Annotated in this window: 15 protein-coding genes and 2 pseudogenes; 6 read left to right on the top strand and 11 right to left on the bottom strand. The window is 65.9% G+C overall.

Translation table 11 applies throughout. From position 1 onward, the window contains the following. The first annotated feature begins 95 nt into the window (after nucleotides 1-95). From HDC95_RS14575 to HDC95_RS14565, 3 genes are all read left to right on the top strand, one after another. Nucleotides 96-5,567 (top strand): GH92 family glycosyl hydrolase, encoded by a 5,472-nt coding sequence (locus HDC95_RS14575; RefSeq protein ID WP_259064333.1) that lies wholly within the window; start codon nucleotides 96-98, stop codon nucleotides 5,565-5,567. A gap of 139 nt (nucleotides 5,568-5,706) precedes the next feature. Then, a complete protein-coding gene (locus tag HDC95_RS14570; RefSeq protein WP_259064332.1) occupies nucleotides 5,707-6,192 on the top strand; it encodes a single-stranded DNA-binding protein in 486 nt (161 codons plus the stop codon). 41 nt (nucleotides 6,193-6,233) lie between these two features. After that, a complete protein-coding gene (locus HDC95_RS14565) occupies nucleotides 6,234-6,530 on the top strand; it encodes a DUF503 domain-containing protein (RefSeq protein WP_259064331.1) in 297 nt (98 codons plus the stop codon). On the opposite strand, the gene HDC95_RS14560 is transcribed toward HDC95_RS14565, so the two are convergent. From HDC95_RS14560 to map, 3 genes are all read right to left on the bottom strand, one after another. Then, entirely contained in the window at nucleotides 6,531-6,848 is a 318-nt protein-coding gene (locus HDC95_RS14560) for a metalloregulator ArsR/SmtB family transcription factor (RefSeq protein ID WP_259064330.1), read from the bottom strand. It abuts the gene before it with no gap. Beyond that, entirely contained in the window at nucleotides 6,845-7,348 is a 504-nt protein-coding gene (locus HDC95_RS14555; RefSeq protein WP_259064329.1) for an SRPBCC domain-containing protein, read from the bottom strand. Before HDC95_RS14555 ends, HDC95_RS14560 begins: the two co-directional genes overlap by 4 nt. A 91-nt stretch (nucleotides 7,349-7,439) precedes the next feature. Further along, nucleotides 7,440-8,216 (bottom strand): type I methionyl aminopeptidase, encoded by a 777-nt coding sequence (gene map, locus HDC95_RS14550; protein ID WP_259064328.1) that lies wholly within the window; start codon nucleotides 8,214-8,216, stop codon nucleotides 7,440-7,442. Nucleotides 8,217-8,265: 49 nt separating this feature from the next. Between map and HDC95_RS14545 the strand changes: the two genes are divergently transcribed. Continuing rightward, nucleotides 8,266-8,550: a helix-turn-helix domain-containing protein gene (locus HDC95_RS14545; protein ID WP_259064431.1), complete on the top strand. Its 285-nt coding sequence runs from the start codon at nucleotides 8,266-8,268 to the stop codon at nucleotides 8,548-8,550. Nucleotides 8,551-8,591: 41 nt separating this feature from the next. On the opposite strand, the gene HDC95_RS14540 is transcribed toward HDC95_RS14545, so the two are convergent. From HDC95_RS14540 to HDC95_RS14530, 3 genes and pseudogenes are all read right to left on the bottom strand, one after another. Continuing rightward, the gene (locus tag HDC95_RS14540; RefSeq protein ID WP_259064326.1) at nucleotides 8,592-9,935 is read right to left on the bottom strand and encodes an HNH endonuclease signature motif containing protein; all 1,344 of its coding nucleotides are present in this window, start codon (nucleotides 9,933-9,935) and stop codon (nucleotides 8,592-8,594) included. A 159-nt stretch (nucleotides 9,936-10,094) separates the two neighbouring features. Beyond that, nucleotides 10,095-10,268 (bottom strand): annotated as a pseudogene (locus tag HDC95_RS14535) (DapH/DapD/GlmU-related protein); the annotation flags it as partial. A gap of 358 nt (nucleotides 10,269-10,626) precedes the next feature. After that, entirely contained in the window at nucleotides 10,627-10,932 is a 306-nt protein-coding gene (locus HDC95_RS14530) for a helix-turn-helix transcriptional regulator (protein WP_259064325.1), read from the bottom strand. Nucleotides 10,933-11,028: 96 nt separating this feature from the next. Here HDC95_RS14530 and HDC95_RS14525 point away from each other — a divergent pair, with 96 nt between their 5' ends. Then, nucleotides 11,029-12,261, top strand: a complete 1,233-nt coding sequence (locus HDC95_RS14525; protein WP_259064324.1) for an MFS transporter — start codon at nucleotides 11,029-11,031, stop codon at nucleotides 12,259-12,261. Nucleotides 12,262-12,387: 126 nt separating this feature from the next. Here the strand turns inward: HDC95_RS14525 and HDC95_RS14520 are convergent, their stop codons facing one another. The 5 genes and pseudogenes from HDC95_RS14520 to HDC95_RS16835 all read right to left on the bottom strand — a co-directional run bounded on the left by HDC95_RS14520 (nucleotide 12,388) and on the right by HDC95_RS16835 (nucleotide 18,653). Beyond that, the gene (locus HDC95_RS14520) at nucleotides 12,388-12,699 is read right to left on the bottom strand and encodes a hypothetical protein (protein ID WP_259064322.1); all 312 of its coding nucleotides are present in this window, start codon (nucleotides 12,697-12,699) and stop codon (nucleotides 12,388-12,390) included. 94 nt (nucleotides 12,700-12,793) lie between these two features. Then, a complete protein-coding gene (locus tag HDC95_RS14515) occupies nucleotides 12,794-13,789 on the bottom strand; it encodes a PfkB family carbohydrate kinase (RefSeq protein ID WP_259064321.1) in 996 nt (331 codons plus the stop codon). A 69-nt stretch (nucleotides 13,790-13,858) separates the two neighbouring features. After that, nucleotides 13,859-14,731, bottom strand: a complete 873-nt coding sequence (panB, locus tag HDC95_RS14510; protein ID WP_259064320.1) for a 3-methyl-2-oxobutanoate hydroxymethyltransferase — start codon at nucleotides 14,729-14,731, stop codon at nucleotides 13,859-13,861. Further along, a pseudogene (gene panD / locus HDC95_RS14505) lies at nucleotides 14,728-15,054 on the bottom strand (aspartate 1-decarboxylase); the annotation flags it as partial. The pseudogene panD and the gene panB, both read right to left, overlap by 4 nt. A 110-nt stretch (nucleotides 15,055-15,164) precedes the next feature. Next, nucleotides 15,165-18,653, bottom strand: a complete 3,489-nt coding sequence (locus HDC95_RS16835; protein WP_310503265.1) for an SdrD B-like domain-containing protein — start codon at nucleotides 18,651-18,653, stop codon at nucleotides 15,165-15,167. A gap of 434 nt (nucleotides 18,654-19,087) precedes the next feature. Between HDC95_RS16835 and HDC95_RS14495 the strand changes: the two genes are divergently transcribed. Then, the gene (locus tag HDC95_RS14495; RefSeq protein WP_259064319.1) at nucleotides 19,088-20,167 is read left to right on the top strand and encodes an extracellular solute-binding protein; all 1,080 of its coding nucleotides are present in this window, start codon (nucleotides 19,088-19,090) and stop codon (nucleotides 20,165-20,167) included. Nucleotides 20,168-20,211: the final 44 nt, after the last annotated feature.

The raw sequence follows: 20,211 nt of genomic DNA, 5'->3' as shown, positions 1-20,211 counted from the left end.
CATGATGCGTTTCAACGCGGGCCAGACGATCTCCATAGTTTATCGAAGGCGTCTTCCCGAGCGCTCTCTCATCCCACCCTCACGGAGGTTTCTGCATGTCGCATGCGCCCGAGCAGCCCAGCTCAGGATCCCGTCGAACGCGAGCATCTCTCGCAGTCGGCGTCATCACAGCTCTCACCGCATCGTCATTGTTGGTGACGCCCGCCGCCAACGCCGCAGAGGCCTCGACACTGTCGGGATTCGATGCCGTCGACCAGTTCATCGGCACCGAGATGAACGACGCGAACAACGGCCGCGGCAACGATCACTACGGCAACACCTACCCCGGCGCCACGGTTCCGTTCGGCATGGTGCAGTCGAGCCCGACCACCTACGAGACATCGACGGGCGAGCAGTACGGCGGCTATGAGTACCAGGCCGACCAGATCCGCGGTTTCGGCATGACGCGTCTGTCGGGTACCGGATGCCGGTCGAACTTCGGTGGCTTCGATTTCCCGGTCATCCCCTACACGGGCGCACTCGATGATGACGTGCTGCCGTCGAACCCGGCATCCGCCATCGATGACTATTTCCTCGAGTTCTCGCACGAGGACGAGGTCGCCGAACCCGGCTACTATTCCGTCGATCTCGAGGGAGTGCAGGCCGAGCTCACGAGCACCACCCGCACCGCGGTCAGCCGCTACTCGTTCGACGACAACGCCACACTGCTCTTCGAGGCGGGCGGCTCGAACAACCAGGTGCACGCCTCTGACGTCTCCTTCGATGCCGCCACCGGCGAGCTCACCGGCACGGTGAAGGCGAACATCGTCTGCAACGGAGGCGGCCAGTACACCGCGCACTTCGCGGCGACGTTCGACCAGCCGGTCGAGTCGTTCGGCACGTGGACGCCGGACGGCGTGGACGGCGGAGCCACCGCGGCGAGCGCCGCGACCAAGCACGGCGCCGGCGCATGGCTGGCCTTCGCCGACGGCGCCGATGTCACCGCCACGATCGGCCTGAGCTACGTCTCGGTCGACGGTGCTCGGGCCAACGCATCCGCTGAGACCGCAGACCTGGACTTCGACGGTGCTCGTGCTGAAGCCCGCGCGATCTGGGAAGAAGCGCTGGGAACGATCGATGCCACCGGAGGCAGCGATCGCGACCGCATCACCATGTACACGTCGCTGTACCACTCGCTGCTGCACCCGAACACGTTCCAGGATGTCGACGGGTCCTACCTCGGATTCGACGGCGAGCTGCGGCAGGTCGAAGAGGGTCGCGACTTCTACGTGAACTTCGCCGGCTGGGACGCCTACCGCGGTCAGTCGCAGCTGATCGCACTGCTCTACCCGGAGCGCGCCAGCGACATCAACCAGTCGATCGTCGACATGGTGACGCAGACCGGCAAATGGACGAGCTGGCCGACGTACAACCAGATCCAGACAAAGATGAGCGGCGACTCGCTGCAGAACATCGTCGCGGCGACGGACGACTTCGGCTCGACGGATTACGACCGCGCAACGGCGCTCGCCACGATGCTGGAGACGCAGACGCTCCCGATGGAGAACACCGGACGCTCGGATGGCGTGATGTACGCCGTCCACGGATGGGTCGACGGCGACAAGCAGGGAGCAGCCACCTCTCGCACTCTCGAGTATGCGACGAACGACTTCGCCATCGCGCAGCTGGCGAAGCGGCTCGGAAACGACGCGGCCTACGAGCAGTTCTCGACCCGTTCGCAGAACTGGAAGAACGTCTTCAACCACTCTCGCGAACACATCGACGCACGTAACCGCAACGGCTTCATGAACACGTCGCTCACCACGCAGGGCGCGCAGTTCGAGCAGTCGACCGGTCTGCAGTACGGCTTCAACGTCTCGCACAACATGAAGGGCCTCATCGACGCACGCGGCGGCGTCGACAAGGCGACGACTGAGCTCGACAGCATCCTGCGCGACCTCGACGGCGGCGCGTTCAGCGATACCGCATACATCGCCAACCAGCCCAGCTTCGGCCTCCCGTGGGTCTACAACTGGCTGCAGGCACCGCACAAGACGACCGACACGCTGTACCGCGCGGCCGACGAGCTGTTCACCACAGCCCCGGACGGGCTCGCCGGAAACGACGATCTCGGCTCGTTCAGCGCCTGGTACGTGTGGGCAAACATCGGTCTGATGCCGGCGATCTGGGGGACGGCGGACCTTCTGGTCTCCGCCCCGATGTTCGAGCACATCGAGATCAACTCCGTCGATTCCGACCGCTCGATCTCGATCAGCGCTCCCGGCGCTGGCGATGACAGCAAGTACACCACGGCTCTCTCCGTGGACGGTCAGGCGCAGACCGCCTCGTGGCTTCCGGCGGACTTCGCGCGCAGCGGCGGCACGCTCGACTTCACCATGGGCGCCGCACCCGGCACATGGGGAACAGGCGAGCAGGATGTGCCGCCGTCCTTCGGTGACGGCGTGGATGCCCGCAACTCGGTGGGCATCACGGATGACGGCGCAGTGAACATGGGCGGATTGGATGCCGGCGGCATCGGCCTGTCGCGTCAGGATCTCGAGAACGCCGGCGTCGTCGGCGGCACCGAGATCCCGCTCGGCAAGACGGGTGTCACCTTCACGTGGCCGGACACCGTCGCAGGCGAAGCCGACCACTGGATCCCCAGCGGCCAGGTGCTCGAGTTCGGCGACGCCCCCGCATCGGGCATCTCCTTCCTGGGTCTCGCGACCAACGGTCCCTCCCGCGGCACGGCCGTGGTCACTTACTCCGACGGCACGACGCAGAACGTCGACGTGCGTCTGAGCGACTGGGTGCCCGGAGGCGTCGAGGCGGGCAACGTCCGCCTCGTGAACCTCACCAAGCGCAACACGCTCTCGGGCGGCGTCACCGGCGGCAAACCGGTGGTGTTCGGTACCTCCGTCGTCCCGCTGGATGCGACGAAGACCGTGCGCAGCGTGACTCTGCCGACCGAGGTCAGCAAGGGCATCATGCATGTCTTCGACGTGGCGCTGCGACCTGTCGACGTGGTCGACCCGGAGCAGCCGGCATTGCCGTCCCGCCCGGACGCGCAGGAGCCGACCGAACCGACGATCCCCGAGCCGACTGAGCTCGATGGCAAGGCAGTGGTCGACGCCGGCACCGAGTGGCGTCTGCACGACACCGAAGACGATCCGGCCGCAGGACTGGAATCGAAGACCGACTGGACCGCTGCGGACTACGATGACTCGTCGTGGAAGACCGGCACCGAGAGCTTCGGCGCCAAGCGTGGCGAGATCGCCGATCTGGGTGGAGGGTTCACGCCGAAGACCCTGGTGTCTCAGTACAAGGCGGATGGCAAGAACGTCGAAGCGCTCTTCTTCCGCACGTCCTTCGAGCTGACGGCCGCGGACCTCGCACAGGTCACGCAGCTGAACGGCGAGATCGCGTACGACGACGCCGCTCGCGTCTACGTCAACGGCGAACTCGTCGGCGGATTCGCCGATGAGCGGATCGATGAGAGCGAGACCAGCAACATGGTCTACGCCGGAGGCAACGGTGCGGCTCCCCTGACCGGATCGTTCACGGTTCCGGCATCCGCTCTGCAGGTCGGTGCGAACACCATCGCGATCCAGGTGCACAACACGAACGACAACAGCTCGGATGTGTTCATGCAGTTGCGCTCGCTGACGATCGCGGCGCAGGACGCACCTGCCACGATCGCTGATGTCCTGCTGCACGTCGGCTCGGATGAGACGCAGCGCAACCTGACCTTCTACACCGATCGCGAGATCGCCGCTCAGGTGCAGGTCGCACCGGCAGTTGCTCGCACCGGTGCGGAGTTCCCGACCGAGTCGGCGCGCATCATCGACGCGGCGACGGCGCAGGCAGCTGACGGCCGCTTCTCGAACCAGGTCGTCATCGACGAGCTGGAGGCGGAGACGGCGTACCTGTACCGCGTCGGCAGCGAGGAGATGGGCTGGTCGCGCTCGTACGAACTGTGGACCGGGACGTTCGAGGAGACGTACAGCTTCGTCTATCTGACGGATGCTCAGATCGGTGCGTCGGGCAGCTGGGAGAGCGACCGCGACCGCTGGGCCGCGTCGGTCGACCAGATCGACCAGTTCGAGAACGATGCCTCGATGATCGTCAGCGGCGGCGACCAGACCGAGACCCACCGCTCGGAGGACGAGTACGCCTCGGTCATCGCGCCGGAACTGTTGAAGCAGTTGCCGTTCCAGGCGACGATCGGCAATCACGACAACCAATCCGACCGGTTCAACTCGCACTTCTTCACCCCGAACCGCTCTGAGACCCACGGGTACGAGAGCGCGGAGGGTCGTGCCGGAGGCGACTACTGGTACACCTACAACGACGTGCTCTACCTCAACATCAACACCAATGCGCGCAGTGAGAACGAAGAGGACCACGCCGCGTTCCTGCGCACGGTGGTCGAGGAGCAGGGCGCGGATGTGAACTGGATGGTCGTGGTCATGCACCACTCGCTGTACTCCGCGGCGTTCCACTCCGTCGAGCAGGACGTCAAGGAGCGCCGTGCGGCGCTCGCGCCGGTGTTCAGTGAACTGGGCATCGATCTGGTGCTCGCCGGGCACGACCACATCTACACGCGCAGCTACCTCATGGACGGCACGACTCCGGCCGGCGACCTCGCCGCGCAGGAGGAGTCGGGTGTGACGCTGGCTCCCGAGGAGGGACAGGTGCTGTACGTCACCGGGAACTCCGCCAGCGGCAGCAAGTTCTACGGTCTGGATGCCTCGTCTCCTGAGGCGGCGATCAAGGACCAGTCGAACCAGCCGCAGTACACCGACGTCGATGTGTCACCGTCGGCCATCACGCTGACCACGTATCAGACGATGGACCGCACGGTGATCGACGAGGTGACGCTGACGCGCACGGTGGACGATGAGAAGGGTCCGGAGTTCTCGGGTCTGGATGCTGAGACCGAGGTCGCACAGGGGCAGCCGTTCGAGCCGCTCGACGGCGTCAGCGCCATCGACGAGATCGACGGCGACGTGACCGCCGCGATCGACGTCTCAGGTGACGTCGACGTGCGCGCGCCGGGCACTTACACCCTGACGTATCGCGTCTCGGATGCGGCGGGCAACGAGACGGTGTTCGAGCGGACGGTGACGGTCACGGCGGTCGAGCCGACGTTCGGCGGTGTCGCGCCGACCCGCGAGGTCGTCGCCGGTGAGGAGTTCGACGAGCTCGAAGGCATCTCGGCGACGGACGCGAACGGCGAGGACCTCACCGAGCGCATCACTGTCGAGCGGGTGACGCCGTCTGTGTTCGCGCGGATGTTCGTTCCGGAGGATGCGGAAGGCTTCACGCTGCGGTACACCGTGACCGACGACTACGGCACGACGGCGGTCGCCGAAACTGTCGTGAGCGTGGTTCCGGCTGCTGAGCCGACCGACCCTGGTCAGGGTGGTGGTTCCGGTGGTTCCGGTGGTGACGCCGGTACTGGCGGGGGCGGCGGCGATCCGCTGGCCGCGACCGGTGGGGAAGTCACGGCGCTCTGGGTCCTGGGCGTCCTCGCTCTGCTCGCCGGTGCCGGGCTGCTCGTCCGACGCCGCATGAGCCGGGCCTGAGCAAGATTCAGATGAGGGGATCCGTGAGTTAGCTCACGGATCCCCTCATTGTCTGAACCAGGCAATACGCTGAACCCGTCTCACCGATGAGGCAGTCTCGACACTGAGATGAAGAGCATACGGAACCGGAGTGAATGACATGAACGAGACCACCCTCACGATCGTGGGCAACCTGACCGCCGAGCCCGAGTTGCGCCAGACCGGTTCCGGCGTCGCGGTGGCGAGCTTCACCGTCGCCAGCACGCCGCGCAACTTCGACCGGCAGGCGAATGAGTGGAAAGACGGCGATGCGCTGTTCATGCGCTGCTCCGCCTGGCGCGACCTCGCGACGAACATCACCGCCTCTCTGACGAAGGGCAGCCGCGTGATCGTCACCGGACGCCTGCAGCAGCGCAGCTACCAGGACCGCGAAGGCAACAACCGCGTGAGCCTCGAACTGCAGGTCGATGAGGTCGGCCCGTCTCTGAAGTACGCGACGGCTCAGGTCGTTCGTGGCGACAGGTCGGGTGGCGGTGGCACGCCGGTCGCGGCAGCAGCCGGCGCGGCGGGAGCGCCGGCGGCGACAGCCGACTCGTGGTCGACTCCGAACGCGGAGTGGTCCGCAGCGGACGAGACACCGTTCTGACGCCGCAGGGAACGGTGACCAGTCCATGGCAGACTCTCGTCATGTGGATCGGCTGGATCGAGTTCGACGTGCTGCTGGGAGACGTGCACTCGCTGAAGGAGAAGCGCAGCGTGATCCGGCCTCTGATCGCCGATCTGTCGCGCCGCACCGAGTCGGCTGTCGCGGAGGTCGGAGTCCACGACCTGCATCGTCGCACGGCGATCGGACTGTCAGTGGTTGGCGCCGACGTCGCGCACGTACGCGACGTCCTGGATCGTGCGGAGCGGATGCTGGCGGACGAGCATCCGGAGGTCACCCTGCTGTCGACCCGAAGAGGCCTGCATTCCAGTGAGGACTGATCACAGACCTTCGGCGATCTCCTTGATCGCGGCGAGGCGGCGGTCCCAGTCACGCCCGATCGCGTCAAGTCGCTGAGCGGTGGCGCTGAGTTCGGCGCCGATCACACGGAATCGCAGTTCACGGCCGGCCCGCACCGGCTCGACGAGACCGACCTCCTGCAGCACCGCGAGGTGTTTCGCGATCGCCTGGCGACTGACCGGGAGGCGCCCGGCGAGGGCGGATGCCGAAGCATCCCCCTCGCCGAGTGCCTGCAGGATGCTCCACCGCGTCTCGTCCGCGAGCGCCGCGAACATGGGAGCCAGGGTGTCTGCGCTCACGCGCCGCCCCCGGCCGCGTCTTCGCCTACCGCGTCCTTCTCAACCAGGCGGACGAGCTTGTCGAGCTCCTCGTCCCACCCGGTGCGGTGGCTCTCGAGGTTCGCGAGCGGCGCGGAGGTGTTCTCGAATCCCACCTCGACGACGGTGAGTTGCGTTGCGCCACCGACTTCGTCGAGCGTGAAGGTGAAGACCGTCGAGCCCTTCTCCTGCATGCCGTCCGGGAGCTCGCCGAGCGCATCGTCGTTGTTCCAGCGATACGCGACGCGGCGCTGCTCGTCCCACTCCTCCACCCGCAGCGGGATGGATCCGTAGTCCGGGAATGTCATCGTTCCTGCGGCACCGACGCCCACACCGTCGAGCACTGTTCGGCCGAACCAGCGGGAGATGTGCTCAGGCTGCGTGACGGCCTGCCACACCTTCTCGACGGGTGCGTTGATGCGGATGCTGCGGCGCACCATGAACGAGGCTTCGTCGACGACGGATGCCGGGTTTTCAGTCATGCTCACCATGATGGTTCCTTTCGAGAACTTTCGCTGGCCGGTCGGCCAACTGCAATCCCATGGTTGCACCAGTTTCTGCCTACTGCAACCCTTAAGTTGCAGTAGGCAGTGTGAGTATCTCCGCACCGTCGTCGGTGATGGCGATGGTGTGCTCGCTGTGCGCAGTGCGACACCCGGTGGCGCTCCGGAGGGTCCATCCGTCGGCGTCCGTGACGAGCTCGTCGGTGTCGGCCATCACCCACGGCTCGAGGGCGAGCAGCAGCCCAGGGCGCAGCTTGTACCCACGTCCGGGTCGCCCGTCGTTCGCGATATGCGGATCCTGGTGCATGGTCGAGCCGATGCCGTGGCCGCCGAACTCCATGTTGATCGGATAGCCCGCTTCGCTGAGCACGGATCCGATGGCATGGGAGAGGTCGCCGATGCGAGCACCCGGGCGGGCCGCACCGATGCCCGCGGCCAGCGCGCGCTCGGTCGTGGTGATCATGGCCAGGCTCTCCGGCGGCTGCGATTCGCCGACGATGAAGCTGATGGCGCTGTCCGCGGCGACCCCATGGAGGATGACGGCGAGATCGAGCGTCAACAGGTCGCCGTCGGCCAGCCGGTAGTCGTGCGGCATGCCGTGCAGCACCGCGTCATTGACTGCCGTGCAGATGTAGTGGCCGAACGGACCGCGCCCGAACGACGGCGCATAGTCCACGTAGCAGGACTGCGCGCCGGCATCCTCGATCATCTTCTTGGTCCATCGATCGATGTCCAGAAGGTTCACGCCGACCGCGCTGCGGCGTTTCATCTCCTGCAGGATGTCGGCGACAAGCGCGCCGGTGTCTCGTGCGCGCACGAGTTCGGCGGGGTTCAGAATCTCGATCATCCAATAACTATACCGGTCTTGTTATACCGGTATTAGAATGGGGGTCATGATGGTCAGGATGCCGCACACGGCTGCGGAGGTCGAGCGTGGGGAACGCCTCGGTGCCGTGCTGCGACAGGCGAGGGGCGCGCGCACGATGCTCGATGTCGCGCTCGACGCAGGCGTGTCACCCGAAACGCTGCGCAAGATCGAGTCCGGTCGCGTCGCGACGCCGGCTTTCCCGACGATCGCAGCGATCGCCGACGTGCTCGGCCTGTCCCTCGACGCGGTCTGGGGTGAGGTCCGTCGGCGAGAACCAAGCCGCCGCACGGCTCAGGAGCCGTTGGCATCTTGACGCGCAGTTCGCAGGGCTGAGCGATCGGCGCACCCCACGGTTCAGGCCGCGATGTCGAAGCGTGCGCGTCCGCCGAGTCTGGGGGTTCGGGCGGGATCGACATGGGTGGGCGGGATGAACCAGACGCGAGCGTTCACTCCGGTGCCGTCGATGAAGATCTCCCATCCGTTGTCGTGGATGCGATGGTGACAGCTCTCGCACAGAAGGATCCCGTTCGAGAGGTCAGTGGGTCCGCGATGTCGTTTCCACCATCGCATGTGGTGCGCTTTGACCATTTCGGGAGGGAGGTGGCACATGGCGCACCCGGCATCGCGTTCGACGAGGGCGAGGCGTTGCGCCTTGGTGAAGAAGCGCTTCTTGCGACCCCAATCGAGGATCTCGCTGTCTCCTCCGAGGACACAGGGGATCACCCCACCATCGGCGGCCATTCGGCGGGCGGCTGCCGCGCTGATCGGCTGGTCGATCCCGTCGATCGTGGCTGCCGCCGTTTCGGATTCCAGATCATCGATGTTCATCCGAACAATGACTGTCGCCCCTGCGAGGGGAAGCTTCTCACCCTTGCACCCGAGCACGTGTGCACAGAACACGGCGAGCGCGTCGGCCTGCAGCATCGGGACGGTGCGGTGGTCGGCATCCGGAGCGTCCGGATCGGGGCTGGCCTTGCGGGCGGCGAATGCCGCGGTCACGTATCCGCGAAGCGCGGCGACGATCGGGGCACCGGTCTCGACGTCGAAGTTACCGTTGAGGTGCAATCGCCCGTCGCGCTCGAAGAACGTCAGCGACCGCTTGCCCCGCTGCTCTTCCTCTCGCGGCTCGACCCCGTCAGGGTCGAGCCATGCCTCCACACGCACCACGAGCCGACGGATCTCATCGAGCGCGAGCCCCGGAGCGGCGTCGACCAACAGCCGCTCGCCTTCTGCCGTGCGCCCAGGCCCTGCCGCGATGCGGCACCGCTCCAGCACTGCGATGATCAATGCGGCTGCCTGCGCACTGAGGTCTCCTGACGCCAGCGCCTCGCTCACCAGCGGGTACTTCGCCGGCAACCGAGTACCGAGCAGATCGGTACGTTCGGCTGTCGCCTCGCCCACCTTGATCAGACGGATGGCATCACCCGTCGAGACGCCCGTGGCGGCTGCGATCAATTTCGCCGGCGTGCGGAATCCCTGTTGCTTCGCCAAAGAGTCCGCACCCAATTCCGTACGCGACTCGCTCGCGATCCCTGCCGCGACACCCACATGCACAGCATCCAGCCGACGCTGCAGCACGCCGATCGCATTCGTGACCGCGATCAGCTGATCTCTCGAAAGATCGTTCGAGTCACCAGCATCCGCCCACACCTCATCGAGGTGAGAGATCGCCTCGTGCAGGCCCGTCAGCTTTGACATACCTCAACAGTACCGCAATGTCGCCCGTTTGTCGAACATTTATTCGATATCTCTTGTGAACTACGCCATCGCAGGTGGAGATAGCAGTCGGACAAGCTCGCCACACATTGGAACATGCATACGAGCAAAGCCGACGAACTTCTGGCGATGGCACTGAGCTCACTCCGGAACGGAGCGCACCACACGCGCAGGTGAGCCCACCACGATAGACCGCGCCGGAACGTTCTTGGTGACGACCGAGGCGGCCGCGACGACGGCGTCGTCACCGATCGTCACGCCCGCGAGGATCGTGGCATTGGCGCCGATCCAGACGTTGCGGCGCACCTCGGCCGGATCGTGGTAGCCGCCGTTGAGTTCTCCGGTAATGCGCATCGCTTCCCGATGATCTCGACGTCGTCGTCTGCAGTGCTGACCTGACCGACGTGGGATGCCGATTCGGCGCTCGCGAGCCACACGCTATCGAGAACCTCATCAAGGCACGTGACTTCGCGCGTCGAGTGGCTGACGCGGGGTTCGGCATCGCGTACTCGATCGGTTGAGCTCGGCGCACGGATCAGTATCCCTGTCTGTTCACGGATGCCTTCCCACCGGATCCGACATTCGCCCAACTGCTCACCCATCGCAACGCACGAGCACTCGCAGCCAAGGCCTCGGTCACCCTGAACTGGCCACTGCTCTAGCTGCAGTGCATCTAGCCCCGCAGAACCGAATCCAGCAGCCCAGGGAACAGCGCATCGAGGTCGTCGCGCCGTAGCGTCAGCATCCGTCGGCGCCCGTTCGGCTCGTTGCGGATGATGCCGGCCTCGCGCAGCACCTTCATGAAGTGCGACTTGGTCGACTTCGGCAGGTTCGGGTCGGTGGCATGGCAGGCAGCCATGTCGAGCGGGCCGTCGGCGAGCTGGCGCGCGATCGCGAGGCGCTCAGGGTCGCTGAGCGCGAAGAGCACGTCCGTCAATTGGATGTCGGAGCGCTCCGGATGCTGGAGATCACCGGGCATGGTTCGAGAATAGTTGAACAATTGAAGAATGGCGAGTACGCTCCGATAGTTCGATGATTCTCGAACCGATAGATTCTCGAACCCCGGGGAGCACGCATGACGATGACCGAACCGATCACCATCAGGCAGGTCGGCTCTACCGCCGCGCCGAACACACGCACGACCCGCGCACGTTTCGGGTTCGCGTTGGCGGTCGTGGCGCAGATCCTGATGATGACCGGCGCGAGCGCTCCGTCGCCGTTCTATCCGGTTCTTGCCGAGCAGGTCGGCTTCGCCCCGATCGTGATCACCGCAGTGTTCGCGGTCTACGCCGTCGCGTTGCTGCTCACGCTGCTCACGGCCGGATCACTGTCGGACCATGTCGGCCGTCGACCGGTAGTGATCGTCGGGTTCGTTCTGCTGGCCGGCAGCATGCTGCTCTTCTCGCACGCGGATTCCGTGGCGCTGCTGGTCACCGCACGGATCATCCAGGGCATAGCGAGCGGTCTGCTGCTTTCGGCGCTCTCGGCCGCAGTGCTCGATCTCGCGCCCCCTGCCCGTTCGGGGACGGCGGCGTTGTGGAATGCCCTGTCTCCAGGCATCGGCCTGGCGACAGGCGCCGTCCTGTCCGGAGTCGCGCTCGACATCATGGGCGAACCGCTGCTCGACGTGTTCGCGCCTCTCACCGCGACGTACGTCATCCTCGCGGTGCTCTTTTTCTTCGCACCCGAGACGGCCCCGAAGAAGCCGGGCGTGTGGGCGTCGCTGCAGTTCCGCCTATCGGTTCCGACGAGCATCCGCGCGGACTTCTGGCGCGCAGCGCCCGCCGTCATCGCGGGCTGGGCGACCGGTGGCCTGTTCCTCTCCCTGGGGGCGAACATCGTCCGGGGCGAGCTCGGCGGCATCGCCCACATCTGGCAGGGGCTCGGGGTGGCTCTCCTTGCGGGCGTCGGGGCGCTCACGGCGTTCGTGCTCCGGCGGCGCTCACCCCGGACGATCACGATCTTCGGCACCGCGGCACTGGCCGTCGGCACGGCCCTCTCGCTCGGAGTGCTCGCGCTGGAGTCACTCCCCGCGTATCTCGTCGCCGCCGGGGTCACCGGAATGGGCTTCGGCACCGCATTCTCCGGTGTGATCGCATCGCTTGCGCCGCGCATTCCCTCGACTGACCGCGCCGACACGTTCGCCGTGATCTACGTGCTCGCGTATCTCGCGTTCGGCGTGCCCGCCGTCGTCGCCGGCATGCTCGTCGGCGTCGTCGGGCTCGGCGCGGTGTGCGTCGGCTACGGCGTCGTGGTCATCGCGCTCTCGGTGCTCGCGTTGGTGTTTCGGGTGCGCCGGGCGGAGTGAGGATGCTCGCGGGGTTGGTTCATCTTGAGGGAAGATGCAACGGCCTGAAGCCGTGCATGTTCATTGCAAGAGCCCACGGTTCAGCACCGCGCTTGATGATCTCTCGACTCAGCCGCGCTTCGTGCTTCAAGAACAACTCTGCCTGAGCCTCGGCCGCGCGAGCGCCAGCGGATAGCGCCCGAACTCACCCCGAAGCTGTTCGACTGCCGGTCGCAGTCTCTGAACGGAGACGTCCTGCTTGCGGAATTCCGCCAACGGCCGCGCCTCGACCATCTCTCCCCAGGTCACGACGTCGTCGCCGATTGGCTGTTCCCGGAGAACAGGATCGTAGAACTTGCCGGCGCGCGAGTACCCTTCGAGCCAACGCCGAGAAGTCCCCGCGTGCAGCCCTACCAGACGGTCCACATCCGCATAGGAGTAGAGCGCTCGATCGAGCATCGAAATGGTCAGGAACCCATGATGACACCGCAATAGGGCGGGATCGGGATCTGTGGACAAGTCCGCCGCTTCGGGCGGGCCACCGCACGAGGTCTCAAGTTCCGCGGAGGAACTCCTCGACCTCGACCGCAGTCGGGGCCGTCGTCGGCCCGCGACGGGTGACTTTGATCGCGGCGGCGGCGTTGGCGCGACGGCAGGCATCGACCCACGTCGAGCCGTCGGCGATGCCTGCCAGCAGCGCGCCGGTGTGCGTGTCCCCTGCACCGTTCGTGTCGACGGGAGTCTGCGGAAAGCCCGGCACGTAGGTGTTCTCCCCGTGCGCATGCACCGCGCAGCCTTCGGCGCCGTCGCGAACGACGGTGACCGCCCCTACTCGCATCAGCGGCGTCAACTCCCGGGCTTGAGCCACGATCTCGCGTTCGGATGCCGACACCGCGACAGATCGCACGGCCAACAGATCGGTCGCCTCCTCTGCATTGCCGGTCCACACGTCGGTGCGGGCGAGCATGGTGTCGCGCACCTCAGCGGGCAGCGCGGCGAAAGCCGCGCCGGGGTCGAGTACGACGACAGCATCCTCAGGAAGCGTCTTCAACCAGGCCAGCATCGGATCGCGGGTCTGCGCGACGGCGAGCGAGTATCCAGTGACGCAGACGAGGTCGCCAGGTTGCACGTCGGCGGTCGCGAGCGACTCGACTGTGATCTCGCGCTCCGCCCCCAGCGTCGTGACGAAGGTGCGCTCCGCGGAGGGTTCGATCAGCACGACGCACACGCCGGTGTCCTGAGTGGTCAGCGGGGGAGCGGATGCTGCGATGCCGTCGGCATCCAGCGCTTCACGGATCAGATCACCGTACGGACCAGTGCCGATTGCTCCGGCGTGCAGGCACTCGGCGCCCAGGCGAGCTGCCGCGAGCAGCACGGTGACGGAGCCACCGGCGTACTCCGCGACCGAATCAGCCATGAGGTTCTGCCCGCGTGCGGGAAGGTCTGCCACTTCGATGACCAGGTCGACGAGCGCCTGTCCGGTGTGGATCACCCGTGGTCGGTGCGCATCCCGCGCGAGTCGGTCATCGGTCTCGGCACGGCTGCGCATGCGGACAGCCTATCGATCGGGCTGTGCGCACGACCGGCTCAGCGGTCGCTGCGAACAGGAGAACCGCGTTCACACCCGAACGGCGAGCATCTCCCGCAACTCCGCCGCCTCTGACGCCGCCATCGAATACCCGTGCTCGGCCGCCGGATATACCCCCGACCGCACCTCTTCCGCGTACGCCGCGACCCCGGCGACGGCATCCGTCCGCAGATCCGCGTAGCGCTTCACGAACTTCGCAGCACCGCCGTCGTAGAGCCCGAGCAGGTCGTGGAAGACGAGCACCTGGCCGTCGGCATCCGCTCCGGCGCCGATCCCGATCACGGGAACCCGCATGAGCGGCTTGAGTGCGGCAGTCACCTCCGACGGCACGGCTTCGATGACGAGCAGCGAGCATCCGGCATCCTGCAGGGCCAGCGCGTCATCGATCACCGCTCCCGCGACGTCGGCAGTGCGGCCCTGGGCTCGATAGCCGCCGAGGGCGGCGGCGGTCTGCGGGGTGAGGCCGACGTGGCCGACGACCGGGATGCCCGCCGCGACGAGAGCGCGCGCACGGTCGACCGAGGTGCCGCCGCGCTCGATCTTCACGAGGTCGCAGCCGGCCTCCTTGATGAAGCGCTGCGCCGTGGCGATCGCCAGCGCATCCGATGCTTCGTAGGATCCGAACGGCAGATCGCCGACGAGCAGCGGAACCGTCAGACCCCGCCGTACCGCGCGAGTGAGCATGAGCATCTCGTCGACAGTGACCGGCACAGTGCTGGCGTAGCCGAGCACCGTCATCGCGGCCGAGTCGCCGACGAGCACGATGTCGACGCCGGCGGCCTCAACGATCTGCGCGCCGGGATGGTCGTAGGCGGTGACCATGACGATGGGATCTGCGGCATCCTTCTTCTCGGCGAGACTCGCCAAGGTGACCCGCTTGCGCACTGTCGCGTGTGCGCTCATGCATCGACTCCGGCGAGAAGGCGATCCACGACGTCATCGACCTGGATGATCCGGTTCGCGCGGTCGACGTGCACGACGACGGGTTCGTACGTCTCGAGGTCTTCGCGTGAGTAATCGGCGTACGAGATGACGATGATCGTGTCGCCGGAGTGCACGAGGCGGGCGGCGGCACCGTTGACCTGGATGACGCCGGATCCGCGCTCTCCCGCGATCGTGTAGGTCTCGAAGCGGGCGCCGTTGTCGACGTCGACCACGTGCACCTGCTCGTGCGCGAGGATGTCGGCGGCCTCGAGCAGGTCGGGGTCGATGGTGATCGAGCCGACTTTGCTGTTTTGCTCAGTTCACTGCGTTGAATGAATGCACTCTGCATTTCCGAGCGGATTGCGCGAAGGGGCGCGGACCGGACAGCATCCGATCCGCGCCCCTTGTTGCGTTAGACGGCGCGGCGCCGCCAGGCGAACATCGCGGTGCCGGACAGCATCAGCAGGAGAGCAATACCAGCGATGCCGAACGGAAGTGCGCCACCGGTCTGCGGCAGCTCATTCACGCCGGGGGTGCCCGGGTGAGTCGCGTCCACCGGGTCAACCGGATCCACGGGCTCCACTGGCTCAACCGGATCCACCGGATCCACCGGATCGACCGGCTCCCGCACGATCACACCGGCATCCCAGGTCGGGTCGATGCCCTCGCTCGCGCGCACGTCGAACCACTCGTAGTCGTGCGTGAGGTGGATGTTGTCCTCGCCCAGCACGATCGTCTGGGTGATTCCCGTCGACGGGTCGGCGTCGGAATCCACCGCGTCGTCGGCTCCGGCATCCTGCTGCGTGAAGGTGTAGATCTTCTGCTGCTCTTCCGTCAGCGTGAACTTCACCTCATACTCACCCGCTGGCAGCTCGTCGAACATGTAGCGGCCGCGGTCGTCGGTCGTCGTGGTCGCGATGACCTCGCCGCCCTTGATCAGCTCGACGGTGACGCCGGGCAGCACCTGCTCGGCGTCGTCCTGTCGGCCGTCCTTGTTCGCGTCGATCCAGACGACGTCGCCGATGGCGTATGTCCTGTCAGGCTCGACGGTCTCACCCGGGGTGTTGAAGAGCACGACATCGTCGGACGTTCCGCTCGCCGCGACCGTGATGCGGGTCAGCTCGTCGGTCTTCTCGTAGCCGGCGGGTGCGACGTCTTCGCGAAGCCAGTAGTCGCCCGTCTCGGCGACCACCGGGGTCGTCCCCTCGGCCGTGACGATCTTGCCGTCGACGACACGGAGATCACTCAGCACGACGGTCTGCTCGTCGTCCGCGAGCACGGAGAACCGTGCGTCGGAGTCGGTGATCAGCTTCGCCGCATCGGTGCTGTCGCGCTTGAGCAGATTCAGCGGATAGTCGTTCGTCGGGGTGATCGTGGCCCCGACGGCGCCGATGATGTTGGTCACGCCGACGTTCGCCTCGAAATCGACGAGGCGCACCTTGAAGTACACCGCGAGCGTCTCGCCACTGGTCAGTCGCCCCTTCTCGACGGTGACCGTCTCAGCATCCGCGTCGTAGACGGCCGTGATGGCCGAACCAGGCACGGTGTAGCTGGTGCCGCCCGTGGTCTGCCCCGACGCGATGTCACCCGGTGCGACGAATCCGACGAACTCCACGCCCTCTGGCAGGAAGTCGACGACGTCCTCGACCATGTTGGTGAACGTGCCGTGCGGCATCAGCTCGACGCGGTAGACGAACTCGCTCTGAGCGAGATTGCCCTCTGCATCCGTCTCGACCCGAAGGTTGCCGGTGAAGGCGTCGTTCGCGGCGTCGTAGACGCGCTTGCGCACCTCCATCTCGTTGCCGAAGCTGGTGGCCTTCGTGCTGGAAACCGAGGTGTAGACGACTTCCTGACCCTCGCCTTCGTATCGTGCGTTGTTTGTGATCTCGAGCGTCTGCTTGCCCTGCAGTACGTGCGTCGGCAGCTCGAGCGTGATCGTCCAGGTGCCGGTGAGCGGTTCTGCCGCCGCGGCGCCCCATGCGGCATCCTTCGGGAAAGCACCGTTGGGCGCGATCACCAGGTTGCCGTCGTCGTCGAGCGACACGTCGAAGGTGTCGCCGTCGAGCGGGTGGTTCCATTCGTACATCCCGGTGATGGATGCTTGGATCTCCGGCAGCGTCTGCTCGGTCACGTCGAATACGGCGTGGTCGACGACATCGATGATGCGTGAGGATGCGGCGTCTCCCACATCCCAGCCGATCGTGAACGTGTACGGGATGGTCGTGGACGTACCGGCTGTCACTGTGATCGTGCCGCCGGCGGTGGACTTGTCGAATCGCTGGGGGTCATCGACGCCGCCGGTGGTGTCCTTGGGGACGGTGATCGTCGTGGCCGCGCCCTTGGACTCGTAGCGACCGTCGGCATAGACGAAGTAGGCGTTGTTGGTGACGCGGTACTGCGTCTCGTACTGCGAGTCACCGCTCGCCCACTCCGGCAGCGAATCGATGGTCGCCTTGGCCGTCAGCGTGTAGTTCTCGGTGAGGTCGCGGCCGAGGTTGACGTACAGGTTCTGCCCGTCGACGACGTACGTGTGCACGAACTCGTCCGCTGCGATCGCGGTTTCGATGTCACCGGTGATGCCTTCGGCGGCAGTGAGGATGACCTCGTCGCCGTTCTGGTCGGTGACGACGAGGAAGCCGGCGTCGGTGTTCCAGGATGCTTCGACCGGGAGCGCGTCGCGGACGACGACGTTGCGCGACAGGGCGAACGGGCCATCCGAGAAGTCGGCGAAGACGGTCAGGTCAGCGGAGAGCGTGTAGGTCACGTCGATGCCCTCAGCTAGCGTGCTGCCTGCGGCGAGCTGCTCGTCGAGCGCGATGGCGGACGGGTCGACGCTCTTGCCGAATGCGGTGCCGGTGCCTGGGCGCTCCTGACCCTGGACGTTTCCGCGGATCTCGGTGGTGGTGGAGTGCTTCCGACCGCTGATGTCGATCTCGTTTGTCAGAGAAGCGGAGTATCCGCCACCATTGATCTTGTCGACGTCGTCGTAGGACTTCTGCAGCTGGACGCGTACGGCGTCGAGGGCTGCGGCATCCGCGATGGTGGCCTTGTACGTGAAGGCGTAGACAGAGTTCGCCTCGGCGGCGAAGGTGTGGGTGAAGCTCGTGCCCGAGATCGACGGGAGACTGTCGAGGGTGGTGCGTACGGGGTTGAGATCGTCGGCATCCCGCACCGTCTTCACGCCGGCGAACGACCCGTCGACGAAGGCGAGGTTCGCGCCGAGAGTGTCGGTGAGGGTGACGTCGCGGGCGTCCTTGCTCGACACGGTGACGGTGTAGTCGAGTTCGATGTCGAGAACGCTGGGGTCGATGACGACCTTGCCGTCGACGACCTCATGGGGGATGGTGACCCAGCCGACCGTCTTGTTCGACCAGGTGCTGGTCGTCTGCGGGGTGCTACCCGGTTCGGTCACGATGACGCGCTGAGTTGTGGCTTCGCCGTCGACGTTCCAGACCAGGTCGCGCACTTCGGAGTTCTCGACCTTGTCGACGGTGAAGCTCAGGTCGAGAACGCCCTGGTTCACATCGGTGGGGAACGGATCCTTGAAGGTGACGATGAGCTGACCGGCCTCGTTGACCGCGAGCGAATCGACGGCGGTGTTACCGGCCGAGACGACGAGCGCCGCGTCGGGGATGGTGATCCCCTCCGGCAGCGTGATGGCGACGGCGGCGCCGTCGTCCATGCTGCCGTAGCCGAGCTGGAACTTGTAGGTTCCTCCCTCGGTCAGCACGGGCGTGCCGTTATGGCTGCTACCCGACTCGACCGGAAACACCGTGACCTGGCCTCCCGCGGCGAACGCGGGAGTGCTGAGACCTCCGACGGCGAGCAGGGCGACCAGTATTCCGGCCAGCCAGTGCGTGAAAAAGCGCGCGCGTGAACGCGGCGCGACGTACTGTGACATCGACTATTTCTCCCCAGGGGCTTGCAAAAAGGGACGCGCATCCACACACGCGTCCCTGCGTCCGCACCGCAGTCACGGCGCCCATCCGTCAACCCGGGGTTCGGGCCCCGGGGACGATCAGGCGGAGGGAAACCCTCTGCACTTGATGAGATGGTGAAAGGTCAAGTTCATTACGCGGTTCGGGGAAATGAGTTTCGGGGCCGGACGTCCGTCACCCCCAAACGAGCCGAGCGCCTCCAGGCAAGGTGGCACGCCTCAGCCGTTCCCACCAACTCCCAAAGTTCACACCGGCGTGGTCGACGGTTCATCTGCCCGCCCTAGATTGAGTGCGGCCGCGCGACCGCGGCTAAGAAGCGAACAAATCTTTGTACATTCAATACAATTCAGAGGTAGTGTCAGACGCGACACCACCTCAAGGACGAGAAAGGAAGAACATGGTCGACACGCGGAGGAAGCGCTTGTCCCTCATCGGGATCACGGCGGCTACGGCAATCGCACTCACCGGATGCGCCGCTGGCGCCGAGGCGCCCGATGCCGGCACTGACACTGCCGAGGGTTCAGCCGAGACGCTCATCGTCTACACGAACTCCAACAGCGACGGCCGCGGCGAGTGGATCACCGAGCAGGCTGCGGAAGCGGGCATCGAGATCGAGATCGTCGGCCTCGGCGGCGCCGACCTCACCAACCGCATCATCGCGGAGAAGAACAACCCGGTCGGCGATGTCGTCTTCGGCCTCAACAACATGTTCTTCGAACAGCTCAAGGCCGAAGAGGCGATCACCGCCTACGAGCCCAGCTGGAGCGGCGAGGTTCCGGAGGAAGCAGGAGACCCGGCCGACGGCGTCTACTGGCCACTGGTCGAGCAGGCGATCGTCACGGTCTACGACGAGAACACCACCGACAACGCGCCCGAGACCCTCGAAGACCTCTACACGGACGCGGCCTACGCGGGCCGCTACGAGGTCAACCCCGCGCTCGGCCAGGCCACTCCTCAGCTCGTGCTCGCCGGCATCTTGACCGAGAACCTCGACGAGTCCGGTGACCTGGGCGTCAGCGAAGACGGCTGGAGCCTCGTGGAGTCCTACTACGCGAACGGCTCACCGGCCGTGGAGGGCACCGATCCCTACGCGCGTATCACTCGCGACGAGATCGACTACGCCGTCCTGCCCTCGAGCGGCATCGCCGCCCGCGACGCCGAGTACGGCACCTCGACGGGCATCATCGTCCCGGAAGAGGGCGTTCCCTACGTGACCGAGCAGATCGCACCGATCAACGGCTCCGGCAACGAAGAGGTGGCGCAGGAGTTCATCGACTGGTTCGGCAGCGCCGAGGTGCAGGGCGCGTTCGCGGCGGAGTTCAACTCCATGCCCGTGAACGAGGGTGCCGTCGCCGACGCCAACCCCGAGGTCATCGAGCTGATGGAGTCGCTGCCCCGCCAGGAGATCGACTTCGGCTTCCTGAGCGAGAACCTCGGCCCGTGGGTCGAGAAGGTCACGCTCGAGTACATCGGCTGATCCAGAAGGACACTCGGAAGCACCCGGAAGGCACTCGGAAAGAC

The organism is Microbacterium sp. AK031, assembly GCF_024807145.1.
Lineage (GTDB): Bacteria > Actinomycetota > Actinomycetes > Actinomycetales > Microbacteriaceae > Microbacterium.
Note: the sequence above shows the minus strand (reverse complement) of the source record. Positions and strands in the feature narration are given on the sequence as shown.